General features: G+C 59.1%; 18 protein-coding genes. 7 read left to right on the forward strand and 11 right to left on the reverse strand.

Annotated features, from left to right (window positions below):
• The first annotated feature begins 1 nt into the window (after window position 1).
• The gene (locus ACJ8HA_RS14985; RefSeq protein ID WP_004933841.1) at window positions 2-742 is read left to right on the forward strand and encodes an amino acid ABC transporter permease; all 741 of its coding nucleotides are present in this window, start codon (window positions 2-4) and stop codon (window positions 740-742) included.
• On the opposite strand, the gene yieH is transcribed toward ACJ8HA_RS14985, so the two are convergent.
• Together yieH and ACJ8HA_RS14995 are read right to left on the reverse strand one after the other, a co-directional pair.
• Complete coding sequence (gene yieH, locus ACJ8HA_RS14990) at window positions 739-1,407, reverse strand: 6-phosphogluconate phosphatase (RefSeq protein ID WP_025304749.1); 669 nt, start codon at window positions 1,405-1,407, stop codon at window positions 739-741. The two genes, ACJ8HA_RS14985 and yieH, sit on opposite strands and share 4 nt — an antisense overlap.
• 46 nt (window positions 1,408-1,453) lie before the next feature.
• The gene (locus ACJ8HA_RS14995; RefSeq protein WP_016929609.1) at window positions 1,454-1,858 is read right to left on the reverse strand and encodes an NUDIX hydrolase; all 405 of its coding nucleotides are present in this window, start codon (window positions 1,856-1,858) and stop codon (window positions 1,454-1,456) included.
• Window positions 1,859-2,090: 232 nt separating this feature from the next.
• Here ACJ8HA_RS14995 and ACJ8HA_RS15000 point away from each other — a divergent pair, with 232 nt between their 5' ends.
• Window positions 2,091-3,428: an NCS2 family permease gene (locus tag ACJ8HA_RS15000; RefSeq protein ID WP_004933851.1), complete on the forward strand. Its 1,338-nt coding sequence runs from the start codon at window positions 2,091-2,093 to the stop codon at window positions 3,426-3,428.
• 34 nt (window positions 3,429-3,462) lie between these two features.
• Here ACJ8HA_RS15000 and ACJ8HA_RS15005 read toward each other — a convergent pair whose 3' ends face one another.
• The 9 genes from ACJ8HA_RS15005 to rpmH all read right to left on the reverse strand — a co-directional run bounded on the left by ACJ8HA_RS15005 (window position 3,463) and on the right by rpmH (window position 11,406).
• Window positions 3,463-4,515: a hypothetical protein gene (locus ACJ8HA_RS15005; RefSeq protein ID WP_025304751.1), complete on the reverse strand. Its 1,053-nt coding sequence runs from the start codon at window positions 4,513-4,515 to the stop codon at window positions 3,463-3,465.
• Between the two features lie 77 nt (window positions 4,516-4,592).
• Window positions 4,593-5,159 carry an NADPH-dependent FMN reductase gene (locus ACJ8HA_RS15010; protein ID WP_025304752.1) on the reverse strand — a complete coding sequence of 189 codons (567 nt, stop codon included), beginning with the start codon at window positions 5,157-5,159 and terminating at the stop codon, window positions 4,593-4,595.
• A gap of 161 nt (window positions 5,160-5,320) precedes the next feature.
• Complete coding sequence (locus ACJ8HA_RS15015) at window positions 5,321-6,046, reverse strand: 4'-phosphopantetheinyl transferase family protein (RefSeq protein ID WP_025304753.1); 726 nt, start codon at window positions 6,044-6,046, stop codon at window positions 5,321-5,323.
• Window positions 6,047-6,141: 95 nt separating this feature from the next.
• The gene (locus ACJ8HA_RS15020) at window positions 6,142-7,455 is read right to left on the reverse strand and encodes a lysine N(6)-hydroxylase/L-ornithine N(5)-oxygenase family protein (protein ID WP_164099859.1); all 1,314 of its coding nucleotides are present in this window, start codon (window positions 7,453-7,455) and stop codon (window positions 6,142-6,144) included.
• A gap of 111 nt (window positions 7,456-7,566) precedes the next feature.
• On the reverse strand, window positions 7,567-8,931 hold the full coding sequence (gene mnmE / locus ACJ8HA_RS15025; protein ID WP_141999195.1) for a tRNA uridine-5-carboxymethylaminomethyl(34) synthesis GTPase MnmE: 1,365 nt from the start codon (window positions 8,929-8,931) through the stop codon (window positions 7,567-7,569).
• A 96-nt stretch (window positions 8,932-9,027) separates the two neighbouring features.
• A complete protein-coding gene (gene yidC / locus ACJ8HA_RS15030; RefSeq protein WP_025304756.1) occupies window positions 9,028-10,665 on the reverse strand; it encodes a membrane protein insertase YidC in 1,638 nt (545 codons plus the stop codon).
• A gap of 2 nt (window positions 10,666-10,667) precedes the next feature.
• Window positions 10,668-10,925, reverse strand: a complete 258-nt coding sequence (gene yidD, locus ACJ8HA_RS15035; RefSeq protein WP_004933881.1) for a membrane protein insertion efficiency factor YidD — start codon at window positions 10,923-10,925, stop codon at window positions 10,668-10,670.
• Window positions 10,889-11,248 carry a ribonuclease P protein component gene (rnpA, locus tag ACJ8HA_RS15040; protein WP_004933883.1) on the reverse strand — a complete coding sequence of 120 codons (360 nt, stop codon included), beginning with the start codon at window positions 11,246-11,248 and terminating at the stop codon, window positions 10,889-10,891. Before rnpA ends, yidD begins: the two co-directional genes overlap by 37 nt.
• A gap of 17 nt (window positions 11,249-11,265) precedes the next feature.
• On the reverse strand, window positions 11,266-11,406 hold the full coding sequence (gene rpmH, locus ACJ8HA_RS15045; RefSeq protein ID WP_000831330.1) for a 50S ribosomal protein L34: 141 nt from the start codon (window positions 11,404-11,406) through the stop codon (window positions 11,266-11,268).
• A gap of 682 nt (window positions 11,407-12,088) precedes the next feature.
• On the opposite strand from rpmH, the gene dnaA reads away from it, so the two are divergent.
• From dnaA to yidA, 5 genes are all read left to right on the forward strand, one after another.
• Window positions 12,089-13,483 carry a chromosomal replication initiator protein DnaA gene (dnaA, locus tag ACJ8HA_RS15050; protein WP_071826153.1) on the forward strand — a complete coding sequence of 465 codons (1,395 nt, stop codon included), beginning with the start codon at window positions 12,089-12,091 and terminating at the stop codon, window positions 13,481-13,483.
• Between the two features lie 4 nt (window positions 13,484-13,487).
• Window positions 13,488-14,588, forward strand: coding sequence for a DNA polymerase III subunit beta (dnaN, locus tag ACJ8HA_RS15055; protein ID WP_004933892.1), 1,101 nt, complete (start codon window positions 13,488-13,490; stop codon window positions 14,586-14,588).
• A gap of 45 nt (window positions 14,589-14,633) precedes the next feature.
• On the forward strand, window positions 14,634-15,719 hold the full coding sequence (gene recF, locus ACJ8HA_RS15060) for a DNA replication/repair protein RecF (RefSeq protein ID WP_025304758.1): 1,086 nt from the start codon (window positions 14,634-14,636) through the stop codon (window positions 15,717-15,719).
• An 18-nt stretch (window positions 15,720-15,737) separates the two neighbouring features.
• Window positions 15,738-18,152 (forward strand): DNA topoisomerase (ATP-hydrolyzing) subunit B, encoded by a 2,415-nt coding sequence (gene gyrB / locus ACJ8HA_RS15065; protein WP_025304759.1) that lies wholly within the window; start codon window positions 15,738-15,740, stop codon window positions 18,150-18,152.
• 126 nt (window positions 18,153-18,278) lie between these two features.
• Window positions 18,279-19,094 carry a sugar-phosphatase gene (gene yidA, locus ACJ8HA_RS15070; RefSeq protein ID WP_025304760.1) on the forward strand — a complete coding sequence of 272 codons (816 nt, stop codon included), beginning with the start codon at window positions 18,279-18,281 and terminating at the stop codon, window positions 19,092-19,094.
• Window positions 19,095-19,097 lie beyond the last annotated feature (3 nt).

Below are 19,097 nucleotides of genomic sequence, written 5' to 3' on the forward strand. Positions count from 1 at the left end.
GATGGATTTCAGCGTGATTCACGACAACCTGGGTTACCTGCTGTGGGGCACCTGGCCGGACGGGCCGCTGGGTGGCGCGGCGCTGACGTTGGCGATCAGCCTGATGGCCGGCGTGGCCTCGGCGGTGCTCGGCACCTTACTCGGCGTGGCGCTGGCGATGTCACGCGGCGTCGCCGCCGGGCTGCTGGCGGCGGTGTTGGGCTTTTTCCGCGCCATTCCGGTCATCATGCTGATCTTCTGGACCTATTTCCTGCTGCCGATGGTGTTTGGCGTCGAGATCCCGGAAATCACTACCGTGGTGTGCGCGCTGGCGCTGATCGCCTCGGCCTATCTGGCCCATGCAGTGAAGGCCGGCATCGCCGCGATCGGCCCCGGCCAGTGGCAGGCTGGGCTTTCTCTGGGGCTGACGCGTTGGCAGACGCTGCGCATGATCGTGCTGCCGCAGGCGCTGCGCATGATGGTGCCGTCGTTCATCAACCAGTGGATCTCTCTGATCAAGGACACCTCGCTGGCTTATATCGTCGGCGTTGGCGAACTGACCTTCCTGGCGACCCAGGTCAACAACCGCAGCATGGTCTATCCGATGGAAGTGTTCCTGTTCGTGGCGCTGGTCTACTTCGTGTTCTGCCTGGCGCTCGATCTGCTGGCCAACGCGGTCAACCGCCGCTTCGGCGCGCAAACCCGCGCGCTGAAACGGTCCTGGCGCTGGTGGCGCAACAAGCCGCCGTTGCCGGCCAGTTAATCGGCCGTGAGCCGCCAGCCGCGTTCGCGCCACAGCGCGGGCAGTTGGGCCAGGTCGTCAAACGTGGTCACCAGCGGGTGGTCAATCGGCGGGTTATGCGGATCGGCGCAGAAGTAAAAGACCGGGATGCCGGCATGGATGCCGGCCTGCGCGCCGGCGGGCGAATCGTCCACCAGGATGCAGCGCGTCACCGGCACCTGCATCTGTTCGGCGGCGTGAAACACGATCGCCGGATCCGGCTTCCAGCGCTGAATGTCATAGCCGCTGAATAACCGGTCATCAAAATAAGGCAGCATGCCGGTTAGGCCGAGCGAATGCTGCATCTTGCTGACCGGCCCGTTGGAGACGGTGCAGACAGGCACCGTTATCTGCGCCAGCAGCTCACGGGCGCCGGCAATCTGTTGCAGTTCGCTGTCGAACAACCGCGCCACTTCCTGCCGATACAGCGGCTCCAGTGTCTCTTTGGCCAGGTCAGTGCCCTGCTCGGCGTTGACCCGATCGATGATCTCGTACAGCTTCACCCCTTTGTATTTCTTGAATACCTCTTCCAGCGACAGATGAATGCCGTAGTGGGCGAACATGTGCACATAGGCTTTGCTGCACAGCACTTCGCTGTCTACCAGCGTGCCATCGCAGTCGAACAAAATGCAGTCAATCTGATTCATGCGGGACAGGTTCCTTCGGGTTAACGCCGCTGAGGCCGCTCAGCGATCACTTGATCAGGTTACGCGCCTTGAGATCGTGCAAAATTAGCGCGGCGACGTGTGAGCACTGCGGCAGATCGCGACTGTCGCACCACTTCAGCTCGGCGATTTCGGCGGCCGGCTGCAGCTGCCCGGTAAAGTCGGCCTGGTAGCAGCGAATGCGCACCTGGGTGCCGTCCTGCTTGCCGTCCGCCGGGCCGGTGAATTCGCCGTAAAACGCGATGGATTGCGACAGCAGCGCAACGGTCAGCTCTTCGTCGATTTCGCGGCACAGCGCCTGTTCGTCGGTTTCGCCCGCTTCGCGCTTTCCGCCCGGCATATAAAACAGCGTCTTATTGTGTGAGCGCACCAGCGCCACTTTGTCATCTTTCAGCGCGATCAACGCCAGCTTATCGATAAAGGTCGAAGACATGCGGATTCCTGTTTTTAACGGATAGGGATAGAGGGGCGATAGGCCATTTTATCGGCCGTGCCGGCAAACGGCAACGCAGCGGGCGGCAAGGGGGATGAATGCCTGTAAATACAAGCCGTTGACGCGTTTAGCCGTAAAGACGGCGAAAAAAACCTGTGACCGACATCAAAAGCCCCACTTTTTGTTATAGGATAGCCGGCGACTGTCCATTCCCATTTTCGGAATTCTGATAATGACCAAACCAGTATCTGGCCTTGACGCTGAGCAAGGCTTGCTTGGGCGCGTGTTTAAACTCAAGCAACATGGCACGACGGCGCGTACGGAAACGATTGCCGGTATCACCACCTTTCTCACCATGGTGTATATCGTGTTCGTTAACCCGCAAATTTTGGGCGCGGCGGGCATGGATACCCAGGCGGTATTTGTCACCACCTGTTTGATCGCCGCCTTCGGCAGCATCTTTATGGGCCTGCTGGCGAACCTGCCGGTGGCGCTGGCGCCGGCGATGGGCCTGAACGCCTTCTTCGCCTTCGTGGTGGTCGGCGCGATGGGCATCTCCTGGCAGGTGGGCATGGGCGCCATCTTCTGGGGGGCGGTCGGCCTGCTGTTGCTGACCATTTTCCGCATTCGCTATTGGATGATCGCTAACATTCCGGTCAGCCTGCGGGTCGGCATTACCAGCGGCATCGGCCTGTTCATCGGCATGATGGGGCTGAAAAACGCCGGCATCGTAGTGGCTAACCCGGACACGCTGGTGACCATCGGCAGCCTGACCTCGCACAACGTGCTGCTGGGGGCGCTCGGCTTCTTCATCATCGCCGTGCTCTCTTCGCGTAACTTCCACGCGGCGGTGCTGGTGTCGATCGTGGTCACCACCCTGATCGGCTGGATGCTGGGCGACGTGAAATACGGTGGCCTGTTCTCCCTGCCGCCGAGTATCACCTCGGTGGTGGGCCAGGTCGACGTGGCCGGCGCACTGAACATCGGGCTGGCCGGGGTTATCTTCTCGTTTATGCTGGTGAACCTGTTCGACTCTTCCGGCACCCTGATCGGCGTTACCGATAAAGCCGGCCTGACCGACAACCAGGGCAAATTCCCGCGTATGAAGCAGGCGTTGTACGTTGACAGCATCAGCTCAGTGGCCGGTTCGCTGGCGGGTACCTCTTCCGTGACCGCTTACATCGAAAGCTCGTCCGGCGTCGCCGTCGGCGGCCGCACCGGTTTGACGGCGGTGGTCACTGGCCTGCTGTTCCTGCTGGTGATCTTCCTGTCGCCGTTGGCGGGTATGGTGCCGGCTTACGCTGCCGCCGGCGCGCTGATCTATGTCGGTGTACTGATGACCTCCAGCCTGGCGCGGGTGAAGTGGGACGATCTGACCGAAGCGGTACCGGCATTTGTCACCGCGGTGATGATGCCGTTCAGTTTCTCGATCACCGAAGGTATCGCGCTCGGCTTTATCTCCTACTGCGTGATGAAGCTCGGCACCGGCCGCTGGCGTGAAATCAGCCCGTGCGTGGTGGTGGTGGCGCTGCTGTTCGTACTGAAAATCGTCTTTGTCGACGGCCATTGACAGCCAAAGGGCCGACGTCTGTCGGCCCTGAACGCTAGACTCCCGGCGTCGCGTCCGGCGCCTGGTCCAACACCCACTGCAACGGCCGCCTGAAGCGCGCCTGCCAACTGCCGGCGGCATCCTCGCCCTGGGCGAAGTGCAGCGTCTCTACCTGGTTATCCTCTCCAAACAGATTGGCGAAGTGCAACGCCAGCGCCTGCTCACTGAAGTTCTGCCGATCGTAATACGCCATCACGATTTTCTTTTGCGCCGCCAGCGACTGCTGGGCCGGCTTGATCTCCCCGTTGGGGGCGATCAGGAGCGCGCCGGCGTAAAACTGCGGGTACTTCGCGATCAGGTTGGCGGCGTGCAATGCACCCTGGCCGCGGGCGCTGAGGTAAATCCGTTGGGTATTCAGCTTTAGCTGCGGAGCCAGCTGTTGCAGCGTACGCTGAATGGCGGTTTGGGTGCTCTCATCGCTGTAATTCGACCAGCGGAAGCTGTTTTCCGACAGCATCTGCGTGCCGTTGATCTCGATGTAGGCTACGCCCATTTCGCCGAACAGCAGCCGTTCTTCGGGGCTGATAGCGGCGGCTTTGCCGTAGGTATGCAGGAAGATCACCGTTGGCCAGCCTTCGGGCGGTGCTTCGCCGTCCGGCATCGCGTAGCTGGCTTTGCCTTCATAGCGGCGAGCGTGCTGCAGATAGCGCGCTTTGGTGGCGGCCAAAATGGATTGGTAGGTGGCGGAATGTTGAATGCTGTTGAAGGCGTCGTCCTCCAGCAGGTTGTAGTAGTACCACAGGCCGCGGTCGGCGCTCAGCTGCAGGTAGCGTTCCGCCAGCTCGGTTTGCCCTTTCTCTGCCGACGACACCGCCAACTGGTAGGGCGCCCAGACATTGCGGCCGTCTTCGCGCATCAGCGTCAGGTACAGCGACATGGCGCCCAGCTTTTTGTCTTCCTGGTTTTGCGCGGATCGCGACAGCTGGGCGTTGAGCGCACTGTGTGCCGGCAGCTCCAGCGGTTCTTCACCGGCGGGATAACGCATGTCTGCGGCGAAAGCGGGACTGGTGATGGAAACAAAAAATAACGCTAAAATGAAAAAATACATGATGCTATGGCTTTAATTTTCAATGAATTGACGGACTTCATGTCCTGTTGCGGCGCCCGGTGGGCGCCGCGAGACGGTCACTCCACGCGGCGAATAAAATCGCTGAACGCGGACAGCTGGCCGGTCAGGAAGTCCAGCGTTCCCTGATCGCTCAGTTCACCGGCCTGTTCATCGACCTTGCTCTGGATCACGCCGCCCATAAACTCAGGCTTGTTCATTACCATCGCATCGAGGAATACCAGGATCTGGCGCAGATGGTATTGGCAGCGCGCGCCGCCGATCGGCCCCATCGAGCTGGTTTGAATGGCGACCGGCTTGCCGGCCAGCGGCTGATTCGGCAAGCGAGACAGCCAGTCGATGGCGTTCTTCAACCCGCCGGGCACGGAATAGTTATATTCAGGGGTGACGATGATCACGCCGTCGGCCTGGCGGATCTGTTCGGCGATCGCCTCGACAGCGGCAGGGAAGCCTTCACCCTGTTGCATGTCGGCGTCGTACAGTGGGATATCGCGGATGGAAGGTAGCGCTTCAATGGTGACGCCCTGCGGAGCCAGCCCTGGCAGGGCGCGGGCCACCATGGCGTTGTAAGAGCCTTTACGCAGGCTGCCGAGCAGAGTGACGATTTTTAAGGCTTGGTCTGACATGATGATTCTCCCTTTCGAATGAGCAGATTCAGCGTACAACATGGGCGAATAGTAGGCTAAAGCGCGGGTCGAGAATAGGCGATTGCTCAACATTTAGCTGTCTTTACAATTTAATCCAGCGACTCGAGCGGTAAAGACAGCGTTATCCGCTTTGCGCCGCGTTAACCGGGCGTCTTCAGGCCCGTCAGTTTAACGAAGCGCGAGGACGCCGCCGGGCTGCGCGGTGAGATTTCCCCGTCTTTGTGCAGTCCACCGCGCTCTTCGTAGCGCCAGCACAGCAGGCGATCCAGCCCAGGGCTGCCGGCGCAGGCCCAGCTCAGGTATTCGTCGGCGTCGCTCATCACCTGAACGTCCGGCGTGGCACTGGAGCGCAGGTGGCCGGAGAAGGGATGCAGACGCAGCGTAGACTGGCCGCTGTTACCGAGGCCGGAAATTTTCAGCACGCTTTGCCGGATGCTCCACAGCTGAGTTTCTGCCTCCAGCCGATCGTCCTGCGCACCGATCCAGGCACTTTCCGCCGGTGTCTGATGCGCGTGTTGCAGCGCGCTTTGCCGGGTGCCGCGCGCCCGCATCACTTCGATATCCAGTCCGACCTTGCCCTCGTCGCTAAGCAGTACGCCCACGGTGTTGCTGGCGTAGGCGAGGCTAAAATCGGGCAGCTGATGATCGGCGAAACAGGGGCGGCCGGTCGGCGTGGTGGCTATAGGGGGGAGCGTCGGCAAGCCGTACAGGTAGAACATCATTTCGGCGAGCAGAATGCGCCCTTGCAGGTAGCGCGTGCGGCGCTTAACGGAAAAGGTGCGGGTGGCGGCTATCACTTCGTCGGAGAGTCTCTGGGTATCCAGGACAGCGGAGGCCGGGGTCCATCGGGCAAAATGACACGCCATTGTTCACTCCATGACAGAGGGTCGCTAAGAACGCAGGGGTGTTAGATTAAGACTAAGTTGAGGATTTATCATCAAAAAACACTATGCGGATTATCCTATTTATTAACGATGGAAAAGGTATCGTCCGACGCGGCATCGCTCCACCATTGGATCATTGATGCGTTCGGTGCCAAATCAAAGTATGGCTTGCCCAGCAAGTGATTGAGGATGCGCGCTGAACGCCAGGCCATCAGGCTCAGTCCGCCTTCTGCGCTGCCGTGGCTGTGTATCCCGGCATTTACCGCATAAATTCGATTTTGCTCCGGCCCGAGCCATTCAAGATTAAAATTCGGCAGCAGCGGTAGATGCTGCTTCGAATCGAGCGGGATGCGTGGCACCAAGGGTTTCAGGTACGCGGGCAGAGAGGCGCGATAACCGGTGGCGAGAATGACGATATCAGCCCTGAAACTTTCCCGGCGATTTTCCAGACCGTGAAGCGTGCGCAGATGAAAAGCCTCATCCATTGATTCGACGGTCAGTAGAGTACGATGGGGCAGTAAACGCACATTGCGTGTCTGGCGCATCACGTCAAAACGCATATAAAGCTCACGGTACAAGGTTCGCAGCGTATGATTGCTGATGCCGTCTGCCGGCAATTTCTGTGTTTTGATTTCACGTGCGCGGATCTCGGCCGGCAGCGTATAGAAATAGTCGACGTATTCAGGAGTGAAATATTCGTTGGTGAAGGGGGACTCGTCCAGCGGCTGAAAATTGGGACGACGCGAGAGCCAATCCAGCTGTGCCGGCTCGCCCCAGTGTCCCTGCAACGCGTTCAAAAAAACATCGGCGCCGCTTTGGCCGCCGCCCACCACCATAACCCGCTTGCCGCTGAAGTCTGGATTGCGCAGGGCTATTTCGGCGGCATGCATGCAGTTTTCACCCAGCGCCGGGTAAAATGCTTCCGGCAACCAAGGGTCATGTCCGGTACCCAGACAGATATTTTTCGCCCACAGGGTCTGGTTGTGGGTACATACCTTGAACAAACCTTTTTCATCGTCGAAATCAATACGCTCTACGGACTGTGAAAACTGTAGCCCGTCTAACCTTTCGCAGGCCCAACTCAGGTAGTCGGAAAATTCTTCCCGGCTGATAATTTGCTGCTCGGTGATTAAAAAACGATAAATTTTTTTCTGTTCGACCAAGTAATTAATAAATGAAAATTGGCTGCGTGGGCTGACGGCGGTAACCAGATCCTGAAGTACATAGGTTTGCATATAAGCTGAGGGTAGCAGCATACCGGGATGCCAACGGAAGCTGGCGTTACGATCGAGAAAGGTATAATTGACGGCGCCGCTTTCGGCGGCCAGAGCGGCCAGACTGAGATTGAAAGGCCCCAATCCCACGCCGATCAAGTCTAAAGGTTCGTTCATGTAAGCTTATCTCTCACGCAGCAAAATTGATGAGATAAGCTTAGGTGAGTTTTGATGCCGCCGGGAGAAGTAACATGCGGGCGCCGAGTAGGATACGGCGCTCGCAGTCGATTATTTCCCGATGCAGAAGCTTGAGAAGATACGGCCCAGCAGATCGTCGGAGGTGAATTCGCCGGTGATTTCACTCAGGGCCAGCTGCGCCTGGCGCAGTTCCTCGGCCAGCAGCTCCCCCGCGTAAGCGCTCACTAACTGTTCTTTACCCTGCACCAGGTGCTGTGCCGCCAGTTCCAGTGCCTGCAGGTGGCGACGGCGCGCCAGGAAGCCGCCTTCCATATTGCTGGTGAAGCCCATGCTCTGTTTAAGATGATCGCGCAGCACATCGACGCCTTCGCCGGTGCGGGCCGACAGGCGAATAAGTGAGTGGTTGTTCACTTCTGTCAGACCCAGCGCTTCACCGGTGATGTCGGCCTTGTTGCGCACCACGGTGATCGGCAGCGTGCCCGGCAGGCGCGCCATAAATTCCGGCCAGATCGCCGCCGGCTCGGTGGCGGCGGTGGTGGTGCCGTCAACCATAAACAGCACTCGGTCGGCCTGTTCAATCTCGTTCCACGCACGTTCGATGCCGATACGCTCTACTTCGTCGCTGGCATCGCGCAGGCCGGCGGTGTCGATGATGTGCAGCGGCATGCCATCGATATGGATATGTTCGCGCAAGACGTCGCGGGTGGTGCCGGCGATATCGGTCACGATCGCCGCCTCGCGCCCGGCCAACGCATTGAGCAGGCTCGATTTACCTGCGTTGGGGCGCCCGGCGATCACCACCTTCATCCCTTCGCGCAGCAGGCTGCCCTGGCGCGCTTCGCCGCGCACGTTGTCCAGATCCGCCATTACGTCGTTGAGCTGCGCCTCGATTTTACCGTCGGACAGGAAGTCGATTTCTTCGTCCGGGAAGTCGATCGCCGCTTCCACGTAGATTCGCAGGTGAGTGAGCGCTTCCACGAGCTGGTGGATGCGGGTGGAAAACGCGCCCTGCAGCGAGTTCATCGCCGAACGTGCCGCCTGCTCGGAGCTGGCGTCGATCAAATCGGCAATCGCTTCGGCCTGCGCCAAATCGAGTTTGTCGTTGAGAAATGCGCGCTCGGAGAACTCGCCGGGCCGTGCGATGCGCACGTCAGGGAGCGCCAGCACGCGCTTGAGCAACAGATCGAGGATCACCGGCCCGCCGTGGCCCTGCAGTTCCAGCACGTCTTCGCCGGTAAAGGAGTTCGGCCCCGGGAACCACAGCGCGATGCCCTGATCGAGGGTGGCGCCCGTGGCGTCGCGGAACGGAAGATAGTCAGCGTAGCGCGGCTTCGGCAGCTTGCCGAGCAACGCCTGGGCGACGTCTTTGGCCTTGCTTCCGGAAATGCGCAGAATGCCGACGCCGCCGCGTCCCGGCGGGGTGGCTTGGGCAACGATGGTATCGGTGGTGCTCATAACGGTTCTCTCTGACGATTAAGATGCAAAAAGGCGGTCTAATGACCGCCTTTGGGGTGACTGCAAGGGTCGGCGCGCCGAACCCCTACAATACGCTTAGCTTTTTTTCTTGTCGCGGCTGTGCAGACCGCGTTTTTCCAGACCACGGTAAATCAGCTGCTGCTGCAGGATGGTCACCAGGTTACTGACGATGTAATACAGCACCAGACCGGACGGGAACCACAGGAAGAACACTGTGAAGATCACCGGCATGAAGGTCATGATTTTCTGCTGCATCGGGTCAGTCACGGTGGTTGGCGACATCTTCTGAATGAAGAACATCGTCACGCCCATCAGGATTGGCAGGATGTAGTACGGGTCTTGCGCCGACAGGTCATGGATCCACAGGGCGAACGGCGCGTGGCGCAGCTCGACCGAGCCCATCAGCATGTAGTACAGCGCCAGGAAGATCGGCATCTGAATGATCAGCGGCAGGCAGCCGCCGAGCGGGTTCACTTTCTCCGACTTGTACAGCGCCATCATCTCTTGGCTCATGCGCTGTTTGTCATCGCCGATGCGCTCGCGCATCGCCTGCAGCTTCGGCTGCAGCATGCGCATTTTCGCCATCGAGGTGTACTGCGCCTTGGTCAGCGGGTACATGATGCCGCGCACGATGAAGGTGATGATGATGATGGAGAAGCCCCAGTTACCGATAAAGCCGTGGATGAACTTCAGCAGTTTGAACAGCGGCTGGGAGATGAACCACAGCCAGCCGTAATCCACGGTCAGGTCCAGGTGCGGCGCCAACTGGGCCATCTGATCCTGCAGCTCCGGGCCGACCCACAGGGTCGCGTTCAGCTGCTGCTGAGCGCCAGGCTGCACCACGACCGGGGTAGATTTGAAGCCGATGGTGGACAGGTTGTCACCCGGTTTGGCGGTGTAGAAGGTGTTGTCACCCTTGGTCGCCGGTACCCACGCGGTGGCGAAGTACTGCTGCAGCATGGCGACCCAACCGTCTTTGGTGGTGACGCTCAGGTTTTCGTCTTTGTCGAACGCGTATTTCTGGTACTTGTCCTCGCTGGACGAGTACGCCGCGCCGCGGAAGGTGTGCAGCGCGAAGTTGCTGCTGCCGGTGTCGCGGTGCTTAGGCAATTCGGTGGTCTGCTTCAGCTGGCCGAACAGGGTCAGCTCCAGCGGCGTCGCGCCTTTGTTGTCGATGCTGTAATCCACGCCGACCGCATAGTGATTGCGTTTGAGCACGAAGGTCTTGGTGTAGATCGCGCCGTCTTTATCGGTGTAGGTCAGCGGGATGCGCAGCTCGTCCTGGCCTTCCGGCAGGGTGTAGCTGTCCTGCGCCGCCTGATACAGCGGGCGCTCGCCGTTGGCCGGGTTGTCCGGGCCGTTTTTACCGGTCAGGCCGCTTTGTGCCTGATAGACGAACGACGGAGTGGTTTCCAGCAGTTGGAACGGAGTCGATGAACCCAGGGTATCCGGGTAGGCCAACAGTTTAGCCTGCTCGATATCGCCACCACGGGTGTTGATGGTCAGTGACAGCACGTCGGTGTTCACGGTAATCAGCTTACCCTGACCACTGGCTGGCACGGCCTGGCTGGCGGCATCACCGGCTACTGCGTTCGAAGTCTGTTGCGTGGTCTGTGCGGCCGGCTGCGGAGCATTGTCCGTTTGCCATGCCTGCCAGATCATGAAAGACACGAACAGCAGAGCGATGAGGAGAAGATTGCGTTGCGAATCCATCGTTAGTGTTCTCTGTTATCGTCGGTTTTTGGCGGCACCGGATCATCGCCACCTGGGTTCAAAGGGTGGCATTTTAATACGCGTTTCAATGCTAACCAACTGCCTTTTATCATGCCAAACCTGCTTAATGCCTCAATTGCGTAATGAGAGCATGTCGGCTGGAAGCGACAACGAGGCCCTAGCAGCGGACTGATGACGAGCTGATAGGCCCGCACCAGCCCGATCAGGATGCGGGAGCCTGGCGACAGTGGCGACGCCATAATTTATCCAAAGCTTCCGTCAGCGCGCGGTTATCCAAATCCGCTATCCCCTTTTTGGCCACCACGACAAAATCCATCGCCGGTAATTCGTGCTGACGCAAGCGGAAGCTTTCGCGGGTTAGGCGTTTGATCCGATTACGCTCGTGCGCGCGTTTGACGTGTTTTTTGGCGACGGTAAGACCGATGCGGGGATGCCCCAGCTGGTTCAGGCGGCCGAGGATGGTGATTTGCGGCGTGCCAGCCCGTTGTGGCTGCTGGAAGACGAAAGTGAAATGAGTGGGAGTTAACAAACGTAACTCCCTGGGAAAAGCGAGCTTAACCACTCAGCGGGTTAGCTTTATTACTTAGAAACAGTCAGACGAGCACGGCCTTTCGCACGACGGCGGGCCAGAACTTGACGACCATTTTTGGTGGCCATACGAGCACGGAAACCGTGGCTACGGTTGCGCTTCAATACGGACGGTTGGAAAGTGCGTTTCATAGCGATTTCTACCTAAACTTAAAATAATTACTGATCAGTAAACGCGTTTGGCTACTCGGCGTGAAGATGACCGACGCCTCAATCGCAATACATAAAGAAGCGGGATTGTAATAATTGTACAGTCCTGAGTCAATTCGCATCGCGCCAGCCTACCTGGTTGTCTGCCAATAACGGAACAAAATCCGGTCTTGGCCCGTGGTCACCGCAGAATCCTGTCTGGCTAATGACGCACCATAAGGAACCAGGTATCACACGTAGGGCGAAGATTATACGGACTCGGGGTGAAATCGCAAGGATCCCCGTGAGATCCTTTGCGCGCGATCCCAGGATCCGACGTGGATAACAGGGTATAACCGGTTGACAATGTAAAAAACGCGGCGCAGCGGCCGGGATCTGCGCGGTCATTCGGCGTTGGCGGTGAAAAGATCGCCGCCGGCCGCGGCCTGTGGATAAAATGGATCTAATCTGTGAGGAAGGGGAGGATCTCTTGCTCGGATTGCGCTATGATCCGTCATTCCGATCGCGATCCCTCATGCCGGGATCGTGAGGGACACAAACCGTGAAAGGCGGTTCGCATCCCCCACAGGCAAACAGCCGATGCCGGGTATGTGTCAAAAATCATGAGTTATAAAAAAGTTGCCCGTTTCTTTTCTTTATTGATCTTGTTCGAGTGGAGTCCGCCGTGTCACTTTCGCTTTGGCAGCAGTGTCTTGCCCGATTGCAGGATGAGTTACCTGCCACAGAATTTAGTATGTGGATTCGCCCATTGCAGGCGGAACTGAGTGACAACACCCTGGCGCTGTACGCGCCTAACCGTTTTGTGCTGGATTGGGTTCGCGATAAGTACTTAAACAACATCAATGGTCTGCTGAATGATTTCTGCGGCACGGACGCGCCTTTGCTGCGTTTTGAAGTCGGCAGCAAGCCGATCACGCAGGTGATCAGCCAGACCGTGACCGCCAGCGTCAGCAGCGCCCCTGCGGCCCCGGCGGCGCGTACGGCTGCACCTTTGCGCCCGAGCTGGGACAACGCGGCGGCGCAGCCCGAGCTCTCTTACCGCTCCAACGTCAACCCCAAACACACCTTCGACAACTTCGTCGAGGGTAAGTCCAACCAGCTGGCGCGCGCGGCGGCTCGCCAGGTGGCGGACAATCCGGGCGGCGCCTACAACCCTTTGTTCCTGTATGGCGGTACCGGCCTGGGTAAAACTCACCTGCTGCACGCGGTCGGCAACGGCATCATGGCGCGCAAGGCCAACGCCAAAGTGGTCTACATGCACTCAGAACGCTTCGTGCAGGACATGGTCAAAGCGTTGCAAAATAATGCCATCGAAGAGTTTAAGCGCTACTACCGTTCGGTCGACGCCTTACTTATCGATGACATCCAATTTTTCGCCAACAAGGAGCGTTCGCAGGAAGAGTTCTTCCATACCTTTAACGCCCTGTTGGAAGGCAATCAGCAGATCATCCTGACCTCGGATCGCTACCCTAAAGAGATCAACGGGGTGGAAGATCGCTTGAAGTCCCGCTTCGGTTGGGGGCTGACGGTGGCGATCGAGCCGCCGGAGCTGGAAACCCGCGTGGCGATCCTGATGAAAAAGGCCGACGAAAACGACATTCGCCTGCCGGGCGAAGTGGCGTTCTTCATCGCCAAGCGCCTGCGTTCCAACGTGCGTGAGCTCGAAGGGGCATTGAACCGCGTGATCGCCAACGCCAACTTTACCGGCCGGGCTATCACCATTGATTTCGTGCGCGAAGCGCTGCGCGATCTGCTGGCGCTGCAGGAAAAGCTGGTCACCATCGACAATATCCAAAAGACGGTGGCGGAGTATTACAAGATTAAAGTCGCGGATTTGCTGTCCAAGCGGCGTTCGCGATCCGTTGCCCGCCCGCGCCAGATGGCGATGGCGCTGGCGAAGGAACTCACCAACCACAGTCTGCCGGAAATCGGCGATGCGTTTGGTGGCCGCGACCATACCACGGTGTTGCACGCCTGCCGGAAGATCGAGCAGCTGCGTGAGGAAAGTCACGACATCAAAGAAGATTTCTCCAATTTAATCAGAACATTATCTTCATAGCGCTATGAAATTTATCGTTGAACGTGAGCATCTGCTAAAACCGCTGCAACAGGTGAGCAGCCCGCTGGGCGGCCGCCCGACCTTGCCGATCCTGGGCAACCTGCTGTTGCAGGTGACGGAAGGCTCCCTGCTGCTGACTGGCACCGATCTGGAGATGGAGATGGTGGCGCGCGTCGCCCTGTCCCAACCGCATGAGCCGGGCGCGACCACCGTGCCTGCGCGCAAATTCTTTGATATCTGCCGTGGCCTGCCGGAAGGGGCGGAGATCGCCGTCACGCTGGAGAGCGAGCGCATGCTGGTGCGATCCGGCCGCAGCCGTTTCTCACTGTCTACGCTGCCCGCGGCGGACTTTCCGAACCTGGACGACTGGCAGAGCGAGGTGGAGTTCACCTTGCCGCAGGCGACGCTGAAGCGCCTGATCGAAGCTACCCAGTTCTCGATGGCCCATCAGGACGTGCGTTACTACCTGAACGGCATGCTGTTTGAAACCGAAGGCGAAGAGCTGCGCACCGTCGCGACCGACGGCCACCGCCTGGCGGTGTGCTCGATGCCGATCGGCCAGCAGCTGCCGTCGCATTCGGTGATCGTGCCGCGTAAAGGGGTGATGGAGCTGGTGCGCCTGCTGGACGGCGGCGATTCGCTGCTGCAGTTGCAGATCGGCAGCAACAACATCCGCGCCCACGTCGGCGATTTCATCTTCACGTCCAAGCTGGTTGACGGCCGTTTCCCGGACTATCGTCGCGTCTTGCCGAAGAACCCGGATAAAACGCTGGAAGCCGGCTGCGATCTGCTCAAGCAGGCGTTTGCCCGTGCGGCCATTCTCTCGAACGAGAAATTCCGCGGCGTGCGGCTGTACGTCAGCCAGAACCAGCTGAAGATCACCGCCAACAACCCCGAACAGGAAGAGGCGGAAGAGATCCTCGACGTCAGCTACGACGGCGCGGAGATGGAGATCGGTTTCAACGTCAGCTACGTGCTGGATGTGTTGAACGCGCTCAAGTGTGAAGACGTGCGCCTGCTGTTGACCGACTCGGTCTCCAGCGTGCAGATCGAAGACGGCGCCAGCCAGGCGGCGGCCTACGTTGTCATGCCAATGCGGTTGTAGTCTCGTTACCTTGAATTACAGCACCGTCATCGGTAAAGAGATTGCATGGCTCTGACGCGTTTATTGATTAAAGATTTCCGCAATATCGAGGCGGCGGATTTGGCGCTAGCGCCGGGATTCAACTTCCTGGTTGGCGCCAACGGCAGCGGCAAGACCAGCGTGCTGGAAGCGGTGTATACGCTCGGCCACGGCCGTGCCTTTCGCAGCCTGCAGGCTGGTCGGGTGATTCGCCACGACCAACCGGAGTTCGTGTTGCATGGCCGCATCGAAGGTGCGGAGCGCGAGCTGTCGGTAGGATTGAGTAAGAGCCGTCAGGGTGACAGCAAAGTACGCATCGATGGCAGCGACGGCCACAAGGTGGCCGAGCTGGCGCAGCTGCTGCCCATGCAGCTGATCACCCCCGAAGGTTTTACCCTGCTGAACGGCGGGCCGAAATTCCGGCGCGCCTTCCTGGACTGGGGCTGTTTTCATAACGAACCCGGTTTTTTCACCGCCTGGAGCAACCTGAAACGGTTACTGAAGCAGCGCAATGCCGCGCTGCGCCAGGTGAGTCGCTATGCGCAGATCCGCGCTTGGGATCAGGAACTGATCCCGCTCGCGGAGCGCATCAGCGAATGGCGGGCGGAATACAGCGACGCGATCGCCGCGGATATCACCGCGACCTGTGCGCAGTTTCTGCCTGAATTCGGCCTGAGCTTCTCCTTCCAACGCGGCTGGGACAAAGAGAGCGACTACGGCGAGCTGCTGGAGCGCCAGTTTGAGCGCGACAGGGCGTTGACCTATACCGCGGTGGGGCCGCATAAAGCGGACTTTCGCATTCGTGCCGACGGCACGCCGGTAGAGGATTTGTTATCGCGCGGTCAGCTTAAGCTGCTGATGTGCGCGTTGCGCTTGGCGCAGGGTGAGTTTCTCACCCGGCAGAGCGGGCGGCGTTGCCTGTATCTGATTGATGATTTTGCCTCCGAGCTGGACACCGGCCGTCGCCGGTTGCTGGCCGATCGCCTGAAAGCCACCCAGGCCCAGGTTTTTGTCAGCGCAGTCAGCGCTGAACAAGTGACCGACATGGCCGGTGAAAAGGGCAAGATGTTCCGCGTGGAACAGGGTAAAATAGAGGTTCAACCACAGGACTAAAATGAGCGAGAAACGTTGATGTCGAATTCTTATGACTCCTCAAGTATCAAGGTATTAAAAGGGCTGGATGCGGTGCGCAAGCGCCCGGGCATGTATATCGGCGATACCGATGACGGCACCGGTCTGCACCACATGGTATTCGAGGTTGTGGACAACGCTATCGACGAAGCGCTCGCGGGCCACTGTAGTGACATTCAGGTCACCATCCATGCCGACAACTCGGTATCGGTGCAGGATGACGGCCGCGGCATTCCGACCGGCATTCACCCTGAAGAAGGGGTTTCAGCCGCAGAGGTCATCATGACCGTGCTGCACGCCGGCGGTAAATTCGACGACAACTCCTATAAAGTTTCCGGCGGCCTGCACGGCGTGGGCGTCTCGGTGGTTAACGCCCTGTCGGAGAAACTGGAGCTGGTGATCCGCCGCGAAGGCAAAGTGCACGAACAAACTTACAGCCACGGCGAGCCGCAGGCGCCGCTGAACGTGGTGGGCGAAACCGAGCAGACCGGCACCATGGTGCGCTTCTGGCCGAGCCACCAGACCTTCACCAATGTGACCGAATTCGAGTATGACATTCTGGCCAAGCGTCTGCGCGAGCTGTCCTTCCTCAACTCCGGCGTGTCTATCCGCCTGAAGGACAAGCGTACCGACCGTGAAGACCACTTCCATTACGAAGGCGGCATCAAGGCGTTTGTCGAGTACCTGAACAAGAACAAAACCCCGATCCACCCGAACGTGTTCTACTTCTCGACCGTGAAAGACGACATCGGCGTGGAAGTGGCGCTGCAGTGGAACGACGGTTTCCAGGAAAACATCTACTGCTTCACCAACAACATCCCGCAGCGCGACGGCGGTACGCACCTGGTCGGTTTCCGTACCGCGATGACCCGTACGCTGAACAGCTACATGGAGAAGGAAGGCTACAGCAAGAAGGCCAAGGTCAGCGCCACCGGCGATGACGCACGTGAAGGCCTGATCGCCGTGGTCTCGGTGAAGGTGCCGGATCCGAAGTTCTCTTCTCAGACCAAGGACAAGCTGGTCTCTTCCGAGGTGAAAACCGCGGTTGAAACGCTGATGAACGAGAAGCTGGTGGATTACCTGATGGAGAATCCAGGCGACGCGAAAATCGTGGTCGGCAAAATCATCGACGCGGCGCGCGCGCGCGAAGCGGCGCGTAAAGCGCGTGAGATGACCCGCCGCAAAGGCGCACTGGATCTGGCCGGCCTGCCGGGCAAGCTGGCGGACTGCCAGGAACGCGACCCGGCGTTGTCCGAACTGTACCTGGTGGAAGGGGACTCCGCGGGCGGCTCTGCCAAGCAGGGGCGCAACCGCAAGAACCAGGCTATCTTGCCGCTGAAGGGGAAAATCCTCAACGTCGAGAAAGCGCGTTTCGACAAAATGCTCTCCTCGCAGGAAGTGGCGACGCTGATCACCGCGCTGGGTTGCGGCATCGGCCGCGACGAGTACAGCCCGGACAAGCTGCGTTATCACAGCATCATTATCATGACCGATGCCGACGTCGACGGTTCGCACATCCGTACGCTGCTGTTGACCTTCTTCTATCGCCAGATGCCGGAAATCATCGAGCGTGGCCACGTGTTCATCGCACAGCCGCCGCTGTACAAGGTGAAGAAAGGTAAGCAAGAGCAGTACATCAAAGATGACGAGGCGATGGATCAGTACCAGATCGCTATTGCGATGGACGGCGCTACGCTGCACACCAATGCCAGCGCACCGGCGCTGGGTGGCGAACAGCTGGAAAAACTGGTGGCTGAGCACTATGGCGTGCAGAAGCTGATCGGCCGCATGGAGCGCCGCTACCCGCGCGCGCTGCTGAACAGCCTGATCTATCAGCCGACGCTGAACGAAGGCGATCTCAGCGATGAAGCCAAGGTGAAAACCTGGATTGCTTCGCTGGTGCAGGCGCTGAACGACAAAGAGCAGCACGGCAGCAGCTATGACTTCGTTATCTTCGAGAACCGCGAGCGCCAGATGTTCGAGCCGGCGCTGCGCATCCGCACCCACGGCGTGGATACCGACTATAAGCTGGACTTCGACTTCATCCACGGCGGCGAATACCGCAAGATCTGTCAGCTGGGCGAGAAGCTGCGCGGGCTGGTCGAAGAGGGCGCGTTCATCGAGCGCGGCGAACGCCGCCAGCCGGTAGACAGCTTCGAGCAGGCGCTGGAGTGGCTGGTGAAAGAGTCGCGCCGCGGCCTGTCGGTGCAGCGTTATAAAGGTCTGGGCGAGATGAACCCGGAGCAGCTGTGGGAAACCACCATGGATCCTGAAAGCCGCCGTATGCTGCGCGTGACCGTCAAGGATGCCATCGCTGCCGATCAGCTGTTCACCACGCTGATGGGCGATGCGGTTGAACCGCGCCGCGCCTTTATCGAAGAAAACGCCCTGAAAGCGGCGAACATCGATATCTGATGCGTTAATGGCTGTGAAAATCCGCGCCGGGCGACCCGCGCGGATTTTTTTTGCGCCTTTTTTGGCGCTGACAGCCGAGGCTGAAACGCGTTAGCATGGGGAAAAAACCACTGGGAGAAGCGTTGAATGGCTATTGAACTGATTGCGATCGACATGGACGGCACGTTGCTGGATCCGCAGCACCAAATCACGCCGGCGGTAAAGCAGGCTATCGCGGCGGCGCGGCGCAAAGGGGTGCACGTGGTGTTGGCCACCGGGCGGCCTTATGTCGGCGTGCAGGATTATCTGCGCCAGTTGGACATTCAGGGCCCCGGCGATTTCTGTATCACCTATAACGGCGCGCTGGTGCTGCGTGCGGTTGACGGCGCCTGCATTCTGCAAGAAACGCTGGGCTTTGAGGATTATCTGCACTTTGAGCAGATGGCGCGCGAGTTCGGCGTTCACTACCAGGCGTTTGATTTCGATACCCTGTATACCCCGAACAAGGATATCGGCAAGTACACCATACACGAGGCGGAAATGACCGGTATTCCGCTGAAATACCGCAGCGTGGAAGAGATGGATCGCCAGATGCGTTTCCCTAAAGTGATGATGATCGACGAGCCGGAGCTGTTGGACCGCGCTATCGCGCGCATCCCGGCGGAAACGCGCGAGCGTTATACCATCCTGAAAAGCGCGCCTTATTTCCTCGAGATCCTGCACAAGAACGTCGATAAGGGCGCCGGGGTGAGAATGCTGGCCGAGCATTTGGGCGTGGCGCGGGAAAACATCATGACGCTGGGGGATCAGGCCAACGATACGGCGATGATCGAATATGCCGGCGTCGGCGTAGCGATGGGCAACGCCATTCCCGAACTGAAAGCGGTGGCGCAGTTTGTCACCAGCGCCAATACAGAGGACGGCGTGGCGCGCGCTATCGAGAAGTTCGTGCTCAACGCCTGATAA

The organism is Serratia sp. CY33802 (assembly GCF_052169095.1).
GTDB lineage: Bacteria > Pseudomonadota > Gammaproteobacteria > Enterobacterales > Enterobacteriaceae > Serratia > Serratia bockelmannii.